21 protein-coding genes are annotated in these 18,659 nt (G+C 65.0%); 5 read left to right on the plus strand and 16 right to left on the minus strand.

All coding sequences use genetic code 11. From position 1 onward, the window contains the following. The first annotated feature begins 132 nt into the window (after positions 1–132). Positions 133–597 carry a DsrE family protein gene (locus MRY80_RS26030; RefSeq protein WP_293294614.1) on the plus strand — a complete coding sequence of 155 codons (465 nt, stop codon included), beginning with the start codon at positions 133–135 and terminating at the stop codon, positions 595–597. A gap of 57 nt (positions 598–654) precedes the next feature. On the opposite strand, the gene ugpC is transcribed toward MRY80_RS26030, so the two are convergent. The 14 genes from ugpC to MRY80_RS26100 form a co-directional block, all read right to left on the minus strand. Further along, positions 655–1,710, minus strand: coding sequence for a sn-glycerol-3-phosphate ABC transporter ATP-binding protein UgpC (gene ugpC / locus MRY80_RS26035; RefSeq protein ID WP_293294616.1), 1,056 nt, complete (start codon positions 1,708–1,710; stop codon positions 655–657). A gap of 7 nt (positions 1,711–1,717) precedes the next feature. Next, positions 1,718–2,506, minus strand: a complete 789-nt coding sequence (locus MRY80_RS26040) for an ABC transporter permease subunit (protein ID WP_293294927.1) — start codon at positions 2,504–2,506, stop codon at positions 1,718–1,720. A gap of 136 nt (positions 2,507–2,642) precedes the next feature. After that, a complete protein-coding gene (locus MRY80_RS26045) occupies positions 2,643–3,524 on the minus strand; it encodes an ABC transporter permease subunit (RefSeq protein WP_293294618.1) in 882 nt (293 codons plus the stop codon). An 86-nt stretch (positions 3,525–3,610) separates the two neighbouring features. Continuing rightward, a complete protein-coding gene (locus MRY80_RS26050; protein WP_293294620.1) occupies positions 3,611–4,912 on the minus strand; it encodes an extracellular solute-binding protein in 1,302 nt (433 codons plus the stop codon). Between the two features lie 177 nt (positions 4,913–5,089). Continuing rightward, on the minus strand, positions 5,090–6,475 hold the full coding sequence (locus MRY80_RS26055; RefSeq protein WP_293294622.1) for an MATE family efflux transporter: 1,386 nt from the start codon (positions 6,473–6,475) through the stop codon (positions 5,090–5,092). A 214-nt stretch (positions 6,476–6,689) separates the two neighbouring features. Further along, on the minus strand, positions 6,690–6,914 hold the full coding sequence (locus MRY80_RS26060) for a DUF2798 domain-containing protein (protein ID WP_293294624.1): 225 nt from the start codon (positions 6,912–6,914) through the stop codon (positions 6,690–6,692). A gap of 274 nt (positions 6,915–7,188) precedes the next feature. Next, positions 7,189–8,826 carry a chaperonin GroEL gene (groL, locus tag MRY80_RS26065; RefSeq protein ID WP_293294626.1) on the minus strand — a complete coding sequence of 546 codons (1,638 nt, stop codon included), beginning with the start codon at positions 8,824–8,826 and terminating at the stop codon, positions 7,189–7,191. Positions 8,827–8,893: 67 nt separating this feature from the next. Beyond that, a complete protein-coding gene (groES, locus tag MRY80_RS26070; protein ID WP_293294628.1) occupies positions 8,894–9,190 on the minus strand; it encodes a co-chaperone GroES in 297 nt (98 codons plus the stop codon). Between the two features lie 124 nt (positions 9,191–9,314). Further along, complete coding sequence (locus MRY80_RS26075) at positions 9,315–9,698, minus strand: hypothetical protein (RefSeq protein WP_293294630.1); 384 nt, start codon at positions 9,696–9,698, stop codon at positions 9,315–9,317. A gap of 25 nt (positions 9,699–9,723) precedes the next feature. Next, a complete protein-coding gene (locus MRY80_RS26080; RefSeq protein WP_293294632.1) occupies positions 9,724–10,221 on the minus strand; it encodes a hypothetical protein in 498 nt (165 codons plus the stop codon). Positions 10,222–10,226: 5 nt separating this feature from the next. After that, positions 10,227–11,444 carry a hypothetical protein gene (locus MRY80_RS26085; RefSeq protein WP_293294634.1) on the minus strand — a complete coding sequence of 406 codons (1,218 nt, stop codon included), beginning with the start codon at positions 11,442–11,444 and terminating at the stop codon, positions 10,227–10,229. A 144-nt stretch (positions 11,445–11,588) separates the two neighbouring features. Next, positions 11,589–13,079 carry a TadE/TadG family type IV pilus assembly protein gene (locus MRY80_RS26090; protein ID WP_293294635.1) on the minus strand — a complete coding sequence of 497 codons (1,491 nt, stop codon included), beginning with the start codon at positions 13,077–13,079 and terminating at the stop codon, positions 11,589–11,591. Positions 13,080–13,104: 25 nt separating this feature from the next. Further along, positions 13,105–13,710, minus strand: a complete 606-nt coding sequence (locus MRY80_RS26095; protein WP_293294636.1) for a hypothetical protein — start codon at positions 13,708–13,710, stop codon at positions 13,105–13,107. A 1-nt stretch (position 13,711) separates the two neighbouring features. After that, positions 13,712–14,251 (minus strand): TadE/TadG family type IV pilus assembly protein, encoded by a 540-nt coding sequence (locus tag MRY80_RS26100; protein ID WP_293294638.1) that lies wholly within the window; start codon positions 14,249–14,251, stop codon positions 13,712–13,714. Between the two features lie 218 nt (positions 14,252–14,469). Here MRY80_RS26100 and MRY80_RS26105 point away from each other — a divergent pair, with 218 nt between their 5' ends. The 4 genes from MRY80_RS26105 to MRY80_RS26120 are packed head-to-tail and all read left to right on the plus strand — an operon-like array spanning position 14,470 to position 17,801. Continuing rightward, the gene (locus tag MRY80_RS26105) at positions 14,470–15,324 is read left to right on the plus strand and encodes a TIGR01459 family HAD-type hydrolase (protein ID WP_293294640.1); all 855 of its coding nucleotides are present in this window, start codon (positions 14,470–14,472) and stop codon (positions 15,322–15,324) included. 10 nt (positions 15,325–15,334) lie between these two features. Further along, positions 15,335–16,327, plus strand: coding sequence for a bifunctional riboflavin kinase/FAD synthetase (locus tag MRY80_RS26110; protein ID WP_293294642.1), 993 nt, complete (start codon positions 15,335–15,337; stop codon positions 16,325–16,327). A gap of 2 nt (positions 16,328–16,329) precedes the next feature. After that, positions 16,330–17,046, plus strand: a complete 717-nt coding sequence (locus MRY80_RS26115; protein WP_293294644.1) for an SDR family oxidoreductase — start codon at positions 16,330–16,332, stop codon at positions 17,044–17,046. Next, entirely contained in the window at positions 17,043–17,801 is a 759-nt protein-coding gene (locus tag MRY80_RS26120) for an SDR family NAD(P)-dependent oxidoreductase (RefSeq protein WP_293294646.1), read from the plus strand. The genes MRY80_RS26115 and MRY80_RS26120 overlap by 4 nt, the downstream gene beginning before the upstream one ends. Here MRY80_RS26120 and MRY80_RS26125 read toward each other — a convergent pair whose 3' ends face one another. Both MRY80_RS26125 and MRY80_RS26130 read right to left on the minus strand, forming a co-directional pair. Further along, positions 17,802–18,236 carry an RES family NAD+ phosphorylase gene (locus tag MRY80_RS26125; RefSeq protein WP_293294648.1) on the minus strand — a complete coding sequence of 145 codons (435 nt, stop codon included), beginning with the start codon at positions 18,234–18,236 and terminating at the stop codon, positions 17,802–17,804. 2 nt (positions 18,237–18,238) lie between these two features. Beyond that, positions 18,239–18,604, minus strand: a complete 366-nt coding sequence (locus MRY80_RS26130; protein WP_293294650.1) for an antitoxin Xre/MbcA/ParS toxin-binding domain-containing protein — start codon at positions 18,602–18,604, stop codon at positions 18,239–18,241. Positions 18,605–18,659 lie beyond the last annotated feature (55 nt).

Here is an 18,659-nt window from a genome sequence, read left to right on the forward strand (position 1 = left end):
CGCGTCCCGATCCCAGGGTATACCCCAGGGTATTCAGATGGTCCGCCCAGCTAGGCAGCAGCGGGGTTTTCCGACGAGCATGACGGCAATGCCGCCAGGAGGGTGCGGCAGAGCCCGACAGGAGGAAAACACATGAAAATCTTCGCAAGACTGGCCGTCATCATGGCCTCGCTCGCCGTCGCCGCCGCATCCCTGACGGGGGCCGCGAGCGCCAATGAGCGCTACGGCCAGCAGAAGGTCGTCTACCATATCAATTACAAGGGCGGCGAAGACGACGCGGCCTATCGCGGCGCGCTGCGCAACATCCAGAACCACATCAACGCGGTCGGCAAGGACCAGATGGAGATCAAGGTCGTCCTGCACGGAAACGGCGTCGGCCTGCTTCAGGACGCCAAGACCAACGAGAAGCTGCAGATGGACGTCACCAGCCTGAAGACGCAGAACGTCGTCTTCAACGTCTGCAACAACACGCTGGTCGGCCGCAAGATCGACTACCAGAACGATCTCTTCGAGGTGTTCGAAGACGAGATCGTGCCCTCCGGCGTCGCGGAACTGAGCCGTCTGCAGATGATGGGATACACCTACATCAAGCCCTGAGCTGAAACGGCAGTCACGGAAGCCGGCCGGTGCGTCTCGCGCCGGCCGTTTTCACGTCTAGAGGCGCTGACCGCTGGCCGCGTCGAACAGGTGAAGCCGCTCGCGGTCGAAGATCAGCCCCAGCCGGTCGGAGAGCGGCCCGCCGGAGTGCAGCGACACGGCAAGCCGCGCCTCGCCGACATGGCCGTGCACGAGACGGCCGGACCCCAGTTCCTCGACATAGCTGACCGTCAGTTCGAGATCCGGCGTCTCGCCCGTTTCGGAGAGGCGGATGTCCTCGGCACGCACGCCGAGCGTCAGCGGACCCTCCGGCGCGCCGTGGCCGTTGGTCAGCGTCACCGTCTGGTCGCCGATGACGAGGTTGCCGTTTTCGCCGCGCGCCGTGATCAGGTTCATGGCCGGCGACCCGATGAAGCCCGCCACGAAGGCGGATTGCGGCATGCGGTAGACGTCCAGCGGGCTGCCGATCTGCTCAATGCGGCCGGCGTTCAGAACGACGATGCGGTCGGCCATGGTCATGGCTTCGAGCTGGTCGTGGGTGACGTAGATCGACGTCGTGCCGAGCCGTTTCTGCAACTGCTTGATCTCGCCGCGCATGTCGACGCGCAGCTTGGCGTCGAGATTGGAGAGCGGTTCGTCGAACAGGAAGGCCGCCGGCTCGCGCACGATGGCGCGGCCCATGGCGACGCGCTGGCGCTGCCCGCCGGAAAGCTGCTTCGGCTTGCGGTCGAGGTATTCTTCCAGCCGCAGGATGGCGGCGGCCTCGGCGACGCGCTCGGCGATCTCGGGCTTGTTCATGCCGCGGTTCTTCAGCCCGTAAGCCATGTTGTTGCGCACCGACATGTGCGGGTAGAGCGCGTAGTTCTGGAACACCATGGCGATGTCGCGGTCGGCGGGATCGACATGGTTGATGATCCGGTCGCCGATGCCGATCTCGCCCTCGGTGATCGTCTCCAGCCCCGCGACCATGCGCAGGAGCGTGGACTTGCCGCAGCCCGACGGTCCGACGAGGACGATGAACTCGCCGGCGCGGATGTTGACGGACACGTCGTTCACGGCGCGCAGGCCGCTCTGGTATTCCTTGCTTACGCTGTCGATGTTCACATGCGCCATGGGTGTCTCACTTGTCGCTTTCGGTCAGGCCCTTGACGAACCAGCTCTGGAAGAAGATCACGATCGCGACCGGCGGCAGCACCGCCAGGATCGCCAGAAGGTTGGAGCGTCCGAATTCGGGGATGTGGTTGCCTTCCAGGCCCTGCGTGATCTGCTTGATGCCCTGAACGAGGGTGAACTTGCCCTCTTCGGTGACGATCATCGTCGGCCACAGATACTGGTTCCAGCCATAGACGAACATGATGATGAAGATCGCCGCGATCATCGTGCGCGAGAGCGGGATCAGGATGTCGATGAAGAACTTCACCGGCCCCGCGCCGTCGATGCGCGCCGCTTCAACCAATTCGTCGGGCACCGACATGAAGAACTGCCGGAAGAAGAAGGTCGCCGTCGCCGACGCGATCAGCGGCACGATCAGGCCGGTATAGGTGTTGAGCAGCCCGAGCTTCTGCGTGACCTCGTAGGAGGGCACGATGCGCACCTCCAGCGGCAGCAGCAGCGTGGTGAAGATCAGCCAGAAGGCGAGCGTCGCGAAGCGCATCCGGAAATAGACGATCGCATAAGCCGCGCACATCGAGATGACGATCTTGCCGATCGCGAAGCCGAGGCCGAGGATCAGCGAATTCATGAACATGGTCAGCCCGGAATTGCTGCCCGAAAAGCTCATCGAGCCGAACAGCGCCTTGTCCAGGTTCGAGCCGAACTGGTCGCCGATCACCAGCGACGGGCCGTGCTTCATGATCTCGGTGTCGGCGATGGTGCTCATCTGCAGCAGCATCGCGATCGGCGCCATCATGAACAGCGCGCCGAGGATCAGGATCGTGTGGTCGAGGACGGCGCCCCAGCGAAAGCGCCTTTGCGCCGGTCTGGCTGCGGCGGCCGGGGCGGCCACGGGGTGTGAGGACGATATCTCTGCCATGGCGTTCGCTCGCTCAGGAATAGTGGATGCGCCGCTCGATCAGGCGGAACTGGAAGATCGTGAGAATGAGGACCAGCACCATCAGCACGACGGATTGCGCCGACGAACCGCCGATGTCCTGGCCGCGGAACCCGTCGAGATAGACCTTGTAGACAAGGGTGATCGGGTTATCGCCGACATTGTTGCGCAGGATCGTGTCGATCATCCCGAACGTGTCGAACAGCGAATAGGTGATGTTGATGATCAGCAGGAAGAAGCCGGTCGGCGCGAGCAGCGGAAACGTGACCGTGAAGAAACGCCGCAGGCCCGACTTGCAGTCGATCAGGGACGCCTCGCGGATGGCGCGCGGAATGCTCTGAAGGCCGGACAGGAAGAAGATGAAATTGACCGGGATCTGCTTCCAGACCGACGCGACCACCATCGCGAAGGCGGTGTCGAAATAGTCGAGCCGCACCCGCAGCGACCAGCCGAACAGCGCGAAGAACTCGGTGAGCGGGCCCCAGCGCTGGTTGAAAACGATCAGCGTGATGAAGCCGGCCACCGGCGGCGCCACGGCATAGACCCACATCAGAAGCGTCCGGTAGCTCCGGGCGCCGCGGATCACGCCGTCGGCCTTGACCGCGAGCAGAAGCGCGATGGCCAGCGAGAAGAAGGTGACGAGCACGGTGAAGATCACCGTGAACCAGGCCGTCTTGAGGTATTCGCTGCTGCGGAAGAGGCGCAGATAGTTCTCCAGGCCGACGAAGGTCGAGCCGAAGCCGAACGGGTCCTCCAGGTAGAAGGACGACCGCAGCGCCTGCAGGGCGGGCCAGTAGAAGAACAGCGTGATGATCGAAAGCTGCGGCAGGAGCAGCAGGACCGGCAGCCACCGTGTCGAGAATGCAGCGCGTTTCAAGGGAGGGCCTCGCTTGGCGGAAGCCGGCGGCCGCGAAGGGCGGCCGCCGGCAGGGGTTCGCGAAAGGCGATCGCTGACGCGGTCGCTTAGTTGAGCGTCTTGGAGAAGCGGCCCAGAAGCTCGTTGCCTTCCTTCTCGATGGCGGCGAGCGCGTCATCGATGGTGGTTTCACCGTTCAGGAAGCGGGCGAGTTCGCGGTTCTCGACGTCGCGGATCTGGACGTAGAAGCCCATGCGGTAGCCGCGGGTGTTCTCGCCGGCGCGCAGCGACAGCTGCTTGACGCCCGTTTCGGCGGCCGGGAAACGCTCGTAGTGACCGTCCTGCTTGGCCAGTTCGTAGGCGGCCTGCGTGATCGGCACATAGCCGGTCTCGCGGTGCCACATGTACTGGACTTCCGGCGAGGTCAGATATTCGAAGAACTTCGCGGTGGCCGCGTTTTCCTCGTCCGGATGACCCGCCATGGCAAACAGCGAAGCGCCGCCGATGAAGGTCTGGTAGCCTTCGCCGCCGGTGATCGAGGACCAGTAGGGCAGCTCGGTGTTCGACCACTCGAACGGCAGGTCGAGAGCGGTCAGGCCGCCGAAGTCACCCGAAGAGCCGATATACATGGCGGCCTTCTGGTCCACGAACTGGGCCTTGTTGTCGTCCCAGCCGGTGCCGAAGAAGCCGAACAGGCCCTCGTCGAGCCAGCCCTTCACCTTGGTGAAGTGCATCTTCATTTCCGGCGAGTTGATGAGGATCTTGGTGCCCTCGGCGCCCTTGTAGCCATTGTCGTTGGAGGCGAACGGCAGGTTGTGGCGCGAATGGAAGTTCTCGACGAATTCCCACGGCAGGTGGGTCTGCACGAGCGGGATGTAGCCGGCTTCCTTCAGCTTCGGCGCGATCTGCTCGAACTCCTCATAGGTCTTCGGAGCTTCGACGCCGGCCTTCTTGAAGGCGTCGACATTGTAGTAGGTGACCGGCGAGGAGGAGTTGAACGGCATGCCGATCATCTTGCCGTCGGCGTCGGCGTAGAAATAGCGCACGCCCGGGATGTAGTCCTCGATGTCGAAGTTCACGCCGTTGGCCAGCAGGAGGTCCTGGACCGGAACGGCCGCGCCCTTGGCGCCGATGACGGTCGCCGCACCGGCGTCGAAGACCTGCACGATGTTCGGCTGTTCGCCGGCACGGAAGGCGGCGATGGCGGCGGTCAGGGTTTCTTCATAGGAGCCCTTGAAGACCGGGGTGATGGTGTATTCGTCCTGGCTTTCGTTGAAGCCTTCGGCGATCTGGTTGACGACGTCACCGAGATGGCCGCCCATGCCGTGCCACCATTCGATCTGGGTCTCGGCAGCGGCAAGCGCGGTCGAGGACAGCAGGATGCCTGCTGCGAGCAATTGACGGATCATGATTCCCTCCTGAAGGACGCCCCGAGGATCGGGACGCTTCGGCGGGGCCTAGGGGCTTCCGTTGAAGCTTTCTTGACCGGTTGGTGAAATTTGTGTGACGCGACGTGAGGACATGTGGATTGTCGCAAATGCGTCATCGACCGCGGCGGGTTCGGAAAGCGTCCGGCCGACCTCCCGTCACGGCGTGTGCCTGAACACGCCGAAACGGTGGCCGGTGGTCATCCGGGCGCGGGCCAGCACCGCGGCGGCCGTTGCCACGGCGAGGATCTCGGCTGCGGGCGCCGCAAGCCAGATGCCGGTCTCGCCCAGCGCGAAGGGAAGCAGCAGGGTCAGCGGCAGCGCGTAGAGATAGGTCCGCGTCAGGCTCAGCACCGCCGCGCGGGCCGGCTCGCCGATCGCCTGGAAATAGGACGAGAGCACGGCGATCGGTCCGGCGGCGAACAGCATCAGCGTCATCAGCGGCAGGATCCGCGCGACCTCAGCGGCCGTCGCGGGATCGTCGACGAAGAGGAAGCCGATCCGGTGCCGGAACGCGAACAGGAGCAGCTGGGCGGCGCTGTTGTAGACGAGGCCGATCACGGCGGCGAGACGCAGGCTCGCATCGGAGCGGTGCCACAGCGACGCGCCGAAATTGTTGCCCGTGATCGTCTGCATCGCCATCGTCAGTCCGAGCAGCGGCAGGTAGATGAAGGTCATGATGCGCGTGACGATGCCATAGGCCGCGACCGTCAGCGCGTAATGATCACCGCTCCAGTGGTGAACCGCCGCGATGATCGCGCCCGAACCGAGCGAGATGCCGAGAAAGGTCAGGCTTTGCGGCGCGCCGAGCGCGAGGAACTCCGGCCAGCGGCGCGTCCAGCCGCGTGCCGGCAGGCCGCGCATGTGAACCGCCGTCTCGCCGAACACGCGGAAGGCGAGCACCGCGATCAGCGCCAGACCCTGCGCGATGACCGTTCCCCACGCCGAACCGGCGACGCCCTGGTCCAGCACCGCGATCAGCACGAAGTTGAAGCCGATATTGGCCAGCGAGGTGGCAAGCGCGATGAGCGCCATCAGGCCCATCCGTCCCTCGCAGCGCAACGCGTCGGAGTTGAGGGACAGGAAGAACATCACCGGCGAGCAGAAGACGAGGATGGAGATGTAGTCGTAGCCCATCTGAGACAGGTCGTCGGAGCCGGCGGCGAGGCCGACCAGCGCCCGGCCGCCCGCAAGGAAGCCCGCGATCATGATCAGGCAGACCAGGAGCGCCAGCATGTGCGCCCCGGCGAAGGCCTCGCGCGCGGTCTCGTGCTCGCCGGCGCCAAGCAGCCGCGCCATGAGGCTGGCCATGCCGCCGGCGACAAGCGTCGCGAGTGCCACCAGCAGCATGTAGGCCGGAAACATCAGCGTGACGGCCGTCAGCGCGTCGGCGCCGACATAGGCGCCGAGGAAGAAGGCGTCGATGACGGTCAGCAGGCCGTTCATGCCCATGATGAAGATGATCGGCGTCGCCGTGCGGGCATAGAGGCCCGGCAAGGGGCGCGTCAGGAACGGATTGCGAGGCTCGTGAGCGGATGTGGGCATCCCGGGTCTCCCGGCGCATCGGAGGCACTGAATGGGGTCCGCTTTGCCATCGTTCCGATGCTGGGTCGGATCGGGAGTGTCAGGGAGGCTTCACCAGAGCTTTCGCTTGCGGACGGCCGGCGCCTCGAACCGATGGCGCAGATATGGCTTTGCGGGGCGGGTGTCAATCTGCCGCGGGGACAAAAGGGCCGAGCGCAATGCCCGGCCCGTTGCGTCAGAGGCCGGATATGCGCGCCGCGACGCGGCGAATGGGCCCCGCGATGAGCATGGCGAGTGCGAAGGCGATCGGCCAGCCGACCGCGAAACTGCCAAGCCACGCCTTCAGCCAATCGGCCGACAGGCCCACATGCAGCGCGGTGAAGAAACCGGACAGCAGCAGCGACATCGAAAGCGACATCAGGAAGACCGTGACGATCTGCATTTTCAGGTGAGGGTTCATTTCACTTTCTCCGAGTTGTCCGCAATCGGCAAAGGGAGAAGCGCGAAAGGATGATGCATATCCAAGCGTCCCCGTTCGCGATTGCGAAAGGTTGACGCCGTGGGATCGCCAGGGGCGATACGGATACGCGGATATGCGGGGCCGGCATTACCGTTCCGGCCAAGTCCTTCTCGGCAGTCGCTTCTTGCGCGAGGCGGCGGCTGCCGTCAAGCGCAACGAAAAAGGCCGGGCGTTTGCCCGGCCTTTCCCAAAGAGTGGCGTGTAAGCGCGTGGCTTACATCATGCCGCCCATTCCGCCCATGCCGCCCATGTCGGGCATGGCCGGAGCGTCTTTTTTCGGCAGCTCGGCGATCATGGCTTCCGTCGTGATCAGCAGGCCGGCGATGGAGGCGGCGTCCTGCAGGGCGGTGCGCACGACCTTCACCGGGTCGACGATGCCCATCTTGATCATGTCGCCATATTCGCCGGACTGGGCATTGAAGCCGAAGGTCAGCGAATCCTGCTCGAGGATCTTGCCGGCGACGATGGAGGCTTCTTCGCCTGCGTTCGTCGCGATCTGGCGGGCCGGAGCCTGCAGGGCGCGCTTCACGATGGCGATACCGGCTTCTTGGTCGGCATTGACGCCGGTCACGGTCAGGGCCTTGGAGGAGAGCAGCAGGGCCGTGCCGCCGCCCGGAACGATGCCTTCTTCAACGGCAGCGCGGGTGGCGTTCAGCGCGTCGTCGACGCGGTCCTTCTTCTCTTTCACTTCGACTTCGGTCGCACCGCCGACGCGGATGACGGCAACGCCGCCTGCGAGCTTGGCGAGGCGCTCCTGCAGCTTCTCACGGTCGTAATCGGAGGAGGTTTCCTCGATCTGGGCCTTGATCTGGGCAACGCGGCCCTGGATGTCGGAAGCTTCACCGGCGCCGTCGACGATGGTGGTTTCTTCCTTCGTGATCGAGACCTTCTTGGCCGTGCCGAGCATGTCGAGCGTGACGTTCTCGAGCTTGATGCCGATGTCTTCGGAGATCACCTGGCCGCCCGTCAGGATGGCGATGTCTTCGAGCATGGCCTTGCGGCGGTCGCCGAAGCCCGGAGCCTTGACGGCGGCGATCTTCAGGCCGCCACGCAGCTTGTTGACGACGAGCGTGGCCAGAGCCTCGCCTTCGACGTCTTCAGCGATGATGAGCAGCGGACGCGAGGACTGAACGACCGACTCGAGGATCGGCAGCATGGCCTGCAGGTTGGAGAGCTTCTTCTCGTGCAGCAGGATGTACGGGTCTTCCAGATCGGCGACCATCTTTTCCGGATTGGTCACGAAGTAGGGAGACAGGTAGCCACGGTCGAACTGCATGCCTTCGACGACTTCCAGCTCGGTCTCGGCGGTCTTGGCTTCCTCGACGGTGATGACACCCTCGTTGCCGACCTTCTGCATCGCTTCGGCGATCATCGAGCCGATTTCGCTTTCGCCATTGGCGGAGATCGTTCCGACCTGAGCAACTTCCTCGGAGGTGTTGATCTTGGTGGCCTTGTTCTGCAGGTCGGCGACGACTTCGGCGACAGCCAGGTCGATGCCGCGCTTCAGGTCCATCGGGTTCATGCCGGCGGCAACGGCCTTGTGGCCTTCCTGAACGATGGACTGGGCGAGAACGGTCGCGGTGGTGGTGCCGTCACCGGCGATGTCGTTGGTCTTGGAAGCGACCTCGCGCAGCATCTGCGCGCCCATGTTCTCGAACTTGTCGTCGAGTTCGATTTCCTTGGCGACGGAAACGCCGTCCTTGGTGATGCGCGGTGCGCCGAAGGACTTGTCGATGACGACGTTGCGGCCTTTCGGGCCCAGCGTCACCTTCACGGCGTCTGCGAGGATGTTGACGCCAGCCAGCATGCGCTCGCGCGCGGTACGGCCGAATTTGACTTCTTTAGCGGACATTCTTCAAAACTCCCGGGCTGAAACGCCCATTGTCTGATTTAGGGGTTTTCGGATGATGGGCGCGGTGTTAGCCGACGATGCCCATGATGTCGGATTCCTTCATGATCAGGAGATCCTGGCCGTTGACCTTGACTTCGGTGCCGGACCACTTGCCGAAAAGGACGCGATCGCCGGCCTTGACGTCGAGCGGCTGAACCTTGCCGTTTTCGTCACGGGCGCCGGGGCCCACGGAAACGACTTCGCCTTCCGACGGCTTTTCCTTGGCGGTGTCGGGGATGATGATGCCGCCTGCGGTCTTCTCCTCGGATTCGACGCGGCGAACGACAACACGGTCGTGCAGCGGACGGAAATTCATCTCTGCCATTGACTTGAACCTTTGAAACGTTGGCTTTGGTTGGGTTAGCACTCACCTCCGACGAGTGCTAGCGGGGCGGACATAGTGATGCCTCCCAGCCGTGTCAAGGCGCGCCGGGCCAATGCCGGAGAGGTCAGGTCGGAAAAATGCGGGTCGCGGAAATCGAGATCGGACCGAATGCGAGGCCGGTGCCGAGATCGATCCGGTAGGACACCTGCGCCTTGACGAAATCCACCCCGCCGGACGAACCGCGCTGCAGCGACAGGGTCAGCTTGTCGGGGTCGTAGGTGGTCAGCCGGGCGCGGATGATCTCCTTGATCTTGGCGTCCGTCTCGTCGTTGATCAGCGCGTAGCGCTCGGCGACCGCGATCGAATTCTCGATGTCGGCCTTGATCACCATGGTGAAACCGACGCCGAAGACGCCGACAAGCACGGCCATGAAGATGCCGCTCACGATGGCGGCCTCGACGGCCGTCGCGCCGGCGCGGCAGCGAAGGAAGGCGAGGATCATGCCCATTGCGAATGCCGTCCCGGTCTCACGGTCAGTCCACCATGACGTCGGCGGTCGTGCTCAGGTCGAACGACTTGCCGAACATGCCGGTGTAGGAGCGGGTGACGGTGATCGTGTACCAGGTCTCGTAGTCCAGGCATTGCACGTCGTCGATGGTGTCGTAGCTCGTCGCGGTCAGGTCGTCGGCGCGGCACAGATAGGACATCGACAGCGAAAGCGTGGCGGGATTGGTCGCGACGTCGTTCTGCCCGTTGAAGGCGGCATTGCCGTCGGCATTGGCGAAGGCGACGACGCTGTCGCTGTCGATGCCGTGGCGCTCGATGCCTTCGATCGCCAGGCGCATTTTCCGCTCCACGTCATATTTCATGTAGACCGCGTTGCCGACGTCGACCATCGAGATCAGCGCCGCGGTGATGAAGGGCAGCAAGATGCCCAGTTCGATCGCGGCCGCGCCGGAGCGGTCGGACCGAAACGAGACCGAAAGGGGACCCAGCCTCCTGCGCGGGGCGGGCGGGCGATTGCGGTGCATGGGGATCATTCCACGATGATGACCGTCTGCGCGGTCGACAGGTCATAGGCGCCGAGTTCGTCGGAGCAGTCGGTTTCGAAACCGGTGTTGCCGGAGAGCGTGATCGTGTCGGCGACGACCCGCGTGCAGGCCGAATCCATGCCCGACGAGCCGGTGAATTCCACCGCGTCGTCCGGCATGTAGATCGCGCCGGCAAACACCGAAGAGGCGTCGCCATTGATCTTGTGCGACGCGTTGTTGGTGTCCGACCCCCAAAACAGGATGCCGGGATAGGGTTCGGCCGATCCGGCTTCGGGCGCGGTGAGATTGATCGTCGCCCCGCCGTTGAAGTTGAGCTCCGCGCCGTTCTTCAGGACGAAGGTCACGTCCGTGCCGGTCACGATGGCGCTGGAATTGATCTTCAGGTCGGCCCCGTCGAGAATGTAGACGCCGCTGCCGAAGGTCACGGTCCCCTTGACGTCGAAATCGTGGTCGTAGCAGCCGGCGCTGACCGAGTAGGTTCCCGTCGGGTTGAAATTCGGCGGGTTGTGGCAGTGGCCGGGTGTCGCGGGTTGCGTCAGGTCCGCGAAGGGGTCGGGCGTCGGTCGCCGGTAGGTCCGGTTCTTCTGGCACTGCGTCGTCGCATGGGCTTCGCCGTTGATGCCGCCCGACGAGATGATGCATTCCGTGGTCAAAGTGGACGAGCCGCCCATGTAGACCGAACTGGTGGATGACGAGTTCGAGGCGACGACGCAACCCGTCAGCGACATGGTCGCCGACCCGCCGACCGTCACGGCGCCGGACGCCGTCGGATTGAGCGCCAGAACGCAGGCCTCGTCCCCCTCCATCACGGCCACGGTCCGTGCCCGGATGACGACCGCTCCGTCCCAGATCGCCTGGGCGAAATATTTGTCCGGACTGTAGGAGATCTCCGCCGTGATCTGATCGGAGGCGGCGTCGGGATAGGTGAGGTTCAGCGCGAGCGACGCGTCCGGATAACCGTCGGCGACGAGCTTGGCGCGCAGGATCGTCGCGATCTGCGCTTCGGTCTTGCCGCGATTGTAGAGCTGTCCGGCCGACAGAACGGTCGCGTCCGCGACGAAACTGAGTTTCGTCTTCTCGACCAGCCAGTCCCCGGCCTCAGTGCCGAAGGCGATGCCGCCGATGAGGATCGGAAGCGCAAGCGCCCCGATGACCGCGACGTGACCGCGATCGTCACGAACGAAATGTCTCAGCAGTCCCAATCCCATGCGCTCCGCTGTGGCGATGCTCCCCTTGTGACCTAGGGTAAGACGCGGGTGCTTATCGTCCCGTTCATGCGGATCGCACAGTTTGAGCATGCGCGGTTACGCATGATTAACGATTGCTTGCGGCAGCCCGCGGGCGGGCTATTTGATGATGCGCAGCTTGGACAGTTCCGCGCCGATGACGCCGAAAATGTTCTCCAGTTCGGTCTTGCTCGGCGCATGGTAGTATTTGCCCGGATCGGACGCGCAATCCTGGAAGATCTGCTTGGTACTGGAACTCGGGCTGGAGCCGAACGTCACCGTGTAGATGATGATGTCCTGGTTCTTGGCGTTCGTGCAAAGCGACTTCAGCCGGTTGTCGACGATGCCCTTGGCGGTGTTCGTGTTGCTGGTGTTGAAGATCGCGTTGGCCTGGCTCTCGCCGAGCCGGCCGTAGCCGGTGTAGTCGGACTTGCCGGGATGCGCCGAGTTGGGGCCGGCATTGCCCGGCAGGTCGTAGAAGACGTTGTCGCCGTCGGTCATCATCATGATCGCCTTACGCCACCGCGGGCTGTCCCACAGTGTCGCGCCGGTCTTGGGGTCGATCTCGGTGCTTTCGTCGAAAGGAAGGCCGGGCGACAGGGTCCGGATGCCCCAGGCCATGCCGATGTCGCCGAGCGTGCCGCCGCGGTTCCACGCCGTCAGGGCGTCGACGGCCGCGTCGACGGCAGCGTAGGACTTGGTCAGCGGCAGGATTGGCGTCGGGCAGCCGATATTCGGCCCGGTGATCGCGTTGGAATCGTAGGCTCCGCCCGGCGCGATCGTTGAGGGATTGTCGAGATCGTAGTCGTTGTCGACGGACGGCTCCCAGAAGAAGGGACGCCATTTGGCCACGTCCGGTCCGGTGTCGGCGATGGAGTCCGCGCCGTCGCGCTCCATCACGCAGCCCTTCCACCGGTCCTTGTGGTCCGACCGCAAGCCGTAGCTGTGCGGGCCGACGAGGCTGTCGGCGACGGAGCCGGGATTGACGGTCGCCGCATAGGGCACGATCGACATGCGCAGGTCCTTCGGTTCCGGGTCGTCGTCGAACAGGGCGTCCACGAGAATGTCGGAAGCGCTGCGCAGGGCCGAGATCTTCGACGGGCTGCCGCTCCACATCGACCCCGTATTGTCGAGCACCAGGCTCACCAGCAGGCCGCCGCCCGCGCGCTTGACCGTCGTGGAGACCGAGACCTTCACCTCGCTGACCTGCAGGATCGACATGAACAGCGTCTGCATCGTTGCCGTCCCGCTCACTTTCACGGTGTCGCCGCTGACCACGGTCGAGACCGAATCGAGCGAGGCGTCCGCCAGCGAGAAATTCTTGGCGACGAAGGTGTCGCCCAGCGAGTCGAGCGTCGCCTGGTCCTCGTAGACCGTGCCGAGCGCCAGCGCGGCCGCGTCCACGGCCGCCTGCAGGTGATAGCGCGTCAGGAGGAAGCGCGAGCCGTCGATGGAAAGCCCGACGGAGGCGAGAAGCGGGATCAGAAGCAGCGCGAAATTGACCGCCATCGCGCCCCGGCGGTTGTCGCGCCATGCGCCCATACGGGCCGCGACCGTTGCGAAGGCGCCGGTGAATTTCTGCGTGATGGATGTCGTCTTTCGGTTGCTCATGGCAATCGCTTCGGATTGGTGCGGTTCATTCGCTCGGGATGTAGTCCCAGTTCTGGTCGTATTCGGAGATCGCGCCGTCCATCGCGATCGCGCGTGTCTCGCGCGGCCGGAACCAGGCCACCGACGAGATCGAGCGGCTTGTCGAGGTCCAGACGAAGTTGAACGGGCTGGTGTAATCCATCCTGGCCGCGAACCGCAGCACAGTGTCGGCCGGAAGGCCCATGCCGGCCGCGCCGGCGGTGTCGGGCGACAGCGCGGATCCGCCCGCCGAGCGCGTCCACAAGAGCACCGGCGTGTTGTCGGCCTTGAAGCCGACGCTGGAGACGTTGATCTGCAGCGAACGGTTCGCGTCGAAGCCGATGACCATCTGGTCGGCCGCCGACAGGATGCTGGAAATCGACGCGCTGGTGAGCTTAGGTTCGCGGGAGAGGAGATCGCCGGCCTGATGCACGTAGCGCAGGAACTGGTCCTCGGTCGCGTGCTCGACATAGACCTCGGCAACGCCGAGCGCGAGCACCAGCATGATCGGCGAGAACAGGATGAATTCCATCGCCGCCACGCCCTGCCGGTCGGCGAGGAGGCGGCGACCCGCGGCAACGATCCGGACTATGGAGGGGGCGTGCGTCCTCATCTCAAAACGGCTCGTTCTTGAAGATGGAAAACCCGACCACGATCACCGGCTTGCCCGTCGGCTGCAGGATGTCGGCGAGGAATGGCGTGACGAAATTGTGGGTCGCGGCGGCCCGCATGGCGGTGATCTTCGCCGATCCGCCGGGCTGGAACACGAAATTGGTCGGCTTGCCCGCCGAATCGAACCGGGCCTTTGGAAAGGACACCGCCGCGATCGTGTCGAAGTTGCGCACATCGATATAGACGTCGGAGCAGTCGAAGATCAGCGCGGCGTCGTCGCAGACGCCGGCGTCGAAACTGGCCTTGGGGTACTGGCTCTTCTGGATCGCGCCGGTCTGCAGGCCGCGGCCGGCCTGGTGCAGCACGAATTTCAGGTGGCTCTGCTTGTAGTAGAAGATCGACGTTTCGACGATCGCGAAGACGAGCAGCAGGAAAACCGGCATGATCAGGCCGAATTCCAGCGCGGTGGCGCCGGACGCACAAGCGCGATACCCGCTCGCGTTACGGCGAGCGACCCCAGACAGGCCTGGACGGCGTGTCATGCTGCAAACCCCAAATTGCATTTTCGGACCAGGAACGAATTCTAACAACCGCTGATTTGCACCCGGTTCACGCATTCGCGCGTATTTTTGCCGGCCGGTTTACCGATCCTTAGCGATGTGACGGCGGGCCATGAGCGTCAGCGTTGCGCGGCACGACTTTTCTTTGTCGCCGAAACCTTCTAGGACCGGCCGGCCGCGATGCAATCGGGAACGCTTACTTGGCCATTCGAGAGATAAACGCGCTGGCGGACATCGCCGCCGACTACGATGCGATCTTCTGCGACGTCTGGGGCGTGCTCCACAACGGCGTCCGCTCCTGGACGCCCGCATGGAAGGCGCTCGCCCGCGAGCGCGAGGCCGGCCGCGCGGTCGTGCTGATCACCAATGCGCCGCGCCCGAAAGGGCCGGTTTGCGAACAGCTTGCGCTGCTCGGCGTGCCTGACGAGGCCTTTGACGATGTTGTCACCTCCGGCGACGTCACCCGCGCGCTGATCAGCCAGAACGCGCGCATGATCTTCCACATCGGCCCGGACCGCGACATGTCGCTCTATGACGGCATCGACGTAGAAATGGCCGAGGAGCGCGAGGCCTCCGCCGTCGTCTGCACCGGCCTCTTCGACGACGACACCGAATCGCCGGCCGACTATCACGAGATACTGCGCCGCCTGCGCGCCCGCGACCTGCCCTTCATCTGCGCCAATCCCGACATAGTCGTCGAGCGCGGCGACAGGCTGGTCTACTGCGCCGGCGCGCTCGCCAAGGATTATGGCCAGCTCGGCGGCCGCACGCTGATCGCCGGCAAGCCGCACGCGCCGATCTATCGCGAGGCGATGGCCCGCGCGGCATCCGTGCTCGGCCGCGAGCCCGACAGTTCCAGGGTGCTGGCGATCGGCGACGGCATGACCACCGACGTCAAGGGCGCGATGGATTTCGGCCTTGATCTCCTGTTCATTTCCGACGGCATCCATTCGCGGGAATACGGCGAGCCGGGCAAGCCCGATCCGCAGCGGCTGGCCGACCACCTCGACGGTTTCGGCGCCCATCCCGTCGCCACGATGACGAAACTGCGCTGAGCGAAGCACGATGGAGCAATTCAGGTTCCAGTCGCTGGAGCAACTTCCCGAAACGCTGCGCGGAGCGGTCGTCGCCATCGGCAATTTCGACGGCGTCCATCGCGGTCACCAGGCGGTGCTGAACACGGCGCTCGGCTACGCCCGCGACCATGACTGCCCGGCGATGGTGCTGACGTTTGAGCCGCATCCGCGCCAGCTGTTCCGTCCCGACGTACCGCTGTTCCGCATCACGCCCGCCGCGATGAAGGCCGACATCCTGCGCTCGATGGGCTTCGACGGCGTCATCGAGATGCCGTTTACCCGCGATTTTGCGCAGCTGACGGCCGATGAGTTCGTCGACCGCGTGCTGGTCGGCGGGCTTGCCGCCCGGCAGGTGGTCACCGGCTTCGACTTTCATTTCGGCAAGAACCGCCAGGGCGGCCCGGCCTTCCTGATGGAGGCGGGCGAGACGCGCGGCTTCCATGTCACGCTGGTCGACGCCTTCCGCGACGCGGATGCCGAGGTCGTCTCCTCGAGCCGCGTGCGCGCAAGGCTGCATGACGGCGATCTCGCCGGCGCCAACGTCCTTCTGGGATATCGCTATCGCGTCGAGGCCGAGGTCGTGCGCGGCAAGCAGCTCGGCCGCACGCTCGGCTTTCCCACCGCCAACATGGCGCTGGCCGACGACGCCGTCCTGCGCCACGGCATCTACGCGGTCCGCTTCATCCGCGCCGACGGGTCGATCCATGACGGGGTCGCCAGCTTCGGCCGCCGCCCCACCGTCGACGAAGACGGCGCGGCGCTTCTGGAAACCTATGTCTTCGGCCTCGACGAGGAAATCTACGGAGAGACCTGCACGGTCGCGATCTGCGCCTTCCTGCGCGGCGAGGAGAAATTCGAGAGCCTGGACGCCCTGACCGCTCAGATGAAGGCCGACGAGGCCGAGGCCCGCGCCATCCTCGCCGATCTCGAGCCGATCGGCGCGCTCGACGCCGCGCTGATCTTCGGCGCCAGGGACGGCTGAGCGTGGCGCGCCGCAAGATCCTCGTGACCGGCGGAACCGACGGCATCGGGCTGGAACTCGTGCGCCGTCTGGCCGACCGCCACGACGTGATCGCCACCGGGCGCCGCCCGCGTGGCCAGGTGGCGGCGTCGCTGCCGGAAGACGTCATCTACCTGCAGGCCGATCAGTCGGCGCCCGAGGAGGCGGCCCAGGCGATCGTGCGCGGGCTGTTGGAACACAATCAGTCGCGGCTCGACCACGCCATCCTGAACGCCGGAACCGGATATGCGGTCGCGCCGCAGACCGAGACCGCCGAGGCGATCCGGCGCACGCTCGACGTCAATGTCGTTTCCGCGATCGCACTGGCGCACGCCCTGTTCCCCTTCCTGGAGCGCGCCGAAGGCCAGCTCACCTTCATCGGATCGGTGGCCGCGCGACGCGGGTCGTCGCGTTTTTCAAGCTACGCCGCGTCCAAGGCGGCGCTCGACGGGCTCGCCCGCGCCCTCGGCGCGGAATGGCGCGGCACGGTGCGCGTGCAGGTCCTGCATCCGGGACCGACCAGGACCGCCATCCACGCCAAGGCGGGACTTGAACTGGGCTGGATTGAACGCTTCTTCCTGCCGCCCGAAACGATGGCCGCGATGCTGGAGACGGCAATCCAGCGCGGGCGCTCGCCGGAAACGCTGTCGCTGCGCCGCTACCTGGCCGGCGGGTCGATGTTCGGGAGCCGGATCCAGTGACGCGGGCGAAACGCGCGCTCGTCACCGGCGGGCATGCCGGCCTCGGCGAGGCGTTCTGCCGCGCGCTGACGGCTGCCGGCTACGAGGTCACGGCGCTCGACCGCTCCGCCCCCGACAGCGCGGTGCCGTGGACACCGCTCATCTGCGATCTTGCGGACCGCTCGCAGCGCGATGCGGCGATCGTCAATTTGTGCGCCGGCGCGCCCTTCGATCTCGTCATCCTGAATGCCGGGGTCTCGGCGACCGGCCGTTTCGAGGCGATCCCGATGGAGGCGCATCGCCGGGTGATCGCGGTCAATCTGGAGGCGCCGATGGTGCTGTGCTCGGCGCTAGCGGCGCGCGGCGCGCTCGCCAAGGGCGGCAATCTCGTCTTCATATCCTCGCTGTCGCACTGGACGGGCTATCCCGGCGCGGCCAGCTACGCCGCCTCCAAGGACGCGATCGCGATCTATGCGCGCTCGATCCGCAAACCCTTCCGCCGCGCCCTCGGCGTCACCGTCTCCTGCGCCTTTCCCGGCCCGATGCGCACCGCCCATGCCGAGCGCCACGCGCCGGAAGGCGCCAAAGCCGGTCGCCGCATGCCGCCCGAAGAGGCGGCAAGGCGCATCATCGCCGGTATGACCGCGGGCAAGTCGGTCATCGTGCCGGGCCTGCGCGCCAAGCTGGTCGCGGCCTACGCCCGGCTTTTCCCGCAACGCGCGACCCGCGCCATGCGCAAGCGGATATTCGACCGGCTCGACGGCGAGGTTTGGTGATCAGGTCAGGAAGCGCGGATCGAGCGGATGCTCGATGGCGCTCGTGATGGTGATTGCTCCGGCGTCCGGATGCCGCGGATTGATCAGATGGTTGAAGGCGTGCGGCATGATCACGCTCGGCACAACCATGACAGGCGAAGCCGCCTCCGCGCAAAATGCGTCGAACAGGTCGCGCATCACCTGCATGTCGTCGCGCCAGGTATCCGGCAGATCGGGTGCGACGGGCGTGATGGCGTGCGGAACCTCGATTTCAAGCAGCTTGTAGCTTTCCGGCATGGTCCACGGGTCGAAATGGACAAGGACTTCCAGCATCGCGGTCGAGGGATGGTCGGTGCAATAGACGATCGGCGTGCCGCGATTGTTCCAACGTCCCGCCATGCTCTCGCCGCCCCGTCCCGAAAGGTCGGCATAGTTGGAAATGCGCCAGATGCGCACGGCTACACGAACATGCCGTAGTCGATGGCATTGAGTTCGTCCTCGACGATCTGCGCACCCGTTTCCGATTCCAGCAGATCGATCGGCACGGCCTTGTCGAGCGCGCGGCTGGGTTCGCGCAGCCAGCGATTGGCCTTCTCCTCGTTGCCGAACACCCGGTGGGCGTGTTTCACGATCCGCTCCAGCCGGTGCACGCGGTCGGACTCGGCGAGGGTCAGCAGTTCCTCGTTCTTCTTGCGCCGGTCGAGCGTTCGACGCGGCGCGACGATGCGGTAGATTTCCTCTGACGAAAAGCCGAGCCCGACGAGGTCGGCTGCGCGCTGCGGCGATACGCGGAACTGTTCGGCAGTCGGGCTGTGAACGCTCATGATGGGCTCCTTCGCCAGATGCCGGCAAATATATGCGCAAATGGCCAAAATCTCA

Origin of the sequence: Oricola sp. (assembly GCF_022763245.1) — a bacterium.
Classification (GTDB): Bacteria; Pseudomonadota; Alphaproteobacteria; order Rhizobiales; family Rhizobiaceae; genus Oricola.

Bases quoted from the DNA above. Each gene is read 5' to 3' on its own strand.
- MRY80_RS26030 (WP_293294614.1), top strand. From the start codon at position 133: ATGAAAATCTTCGCAAGACTGGCCGTCATCATGGCCTCGCTCGCCGTC.
- ugpC (WP_293294616.1), bottom strand. From the start codon at position 1,710: ATGGCGCATGTGAACATCGACAGCGTAAGCAAGGAATACCAGAGCGGC.
- MRY80_RS26040 (WP_293294927.1), bottom strand. From the start codon at position 2,506: ATGATGGCGCCGATCGCGATGCTGCTGCAGATGAGCACCATCGCCGAC.
- MRY80_RS26050 (WP_293294620.1), bottom strand. From the start codon at position 4,912: ATGATCCGTCAATTGCTCGCAGCAGGCATCCTGCTGTCCTCGACCGCG.
- MRY80_RS26055 (WP_293294622.1), bottom strand. From the start codon at position 6,475: ATGCCCACATCCGCTCACGAGCCTCGCAATCCGTTCCTGACGCGCCCC.
- MRY80_RS26060 (WP_293294624.1), bottom strand. From the start codon at position 6,914: ATGAACCCTCACCTGAAAATGCAGATCGTCACGGTCTTCCTGATGTCG.
- groL (WP_293294626.1), bottom strand. From the start codon at position 8,826: ATGTCCGCTAAAGAAGTCAAATTCGGCCGTACCGCGCGCGAGCGCATG.
- groES (WP_293294628.1), bottom strand. From the start codon at position 9,190: ATGGCAGAGATGAATTTCCGTCCGCTGCACGACCGTGTTGTCGTTCGC.
- MRY80_RS26075 (WP_293294630.1), bottom strand. From the start codon at position 9,698: ATGGGCATGATCCTCGCCTTCCTTCGCTGCCGCGCCGGCGCGACGGCC.
- MRY80_RS26080 (WP_293294632.1), bottom strand. From the start codon at position 10,221: ATGCACCGCAATCGCCCGCCCGCCCCGCGCAGGAGGCTGGGTCCCCTT.
- MRY80_RS26090 (WP_293294635.1), bottom strand. From the start codon at position 13,079: ATGAGCAACCGAAAGACGACATCCATCACGCAGAAATTCACCGGCGCC.
- MRY80_RS26095 (WP_293294636.1), bottom strand. From the start codon at position 13,710: ATGAGGACGCACGCCCCCTCCATAGTCCGGATCGTTGCCGCGGGTCGC.
- MRY80_RS26100 (WP_293294638.1), bottom strand. From the start codon at position 14,251: ATGACACGCCGTCCAGGCCTGTCTGGGGTCGCTCGCCGTAACGCGAGC.
- MRY80_RS26110 (WP_293294642.1), top strand. From the start codon at position 15,335: ATGGAGCAATTCAGGTTCCAGTCGCTGGAGCAACTTCCCGAAACGCTG.
- MRY80_RS26130 (WP_293294650.1), bottom strand. From the start codon at position 18,604: ATGAGCGTTCACAGCCCGACTGCCGAACAGTTCCGCGTATCGCCGCAG.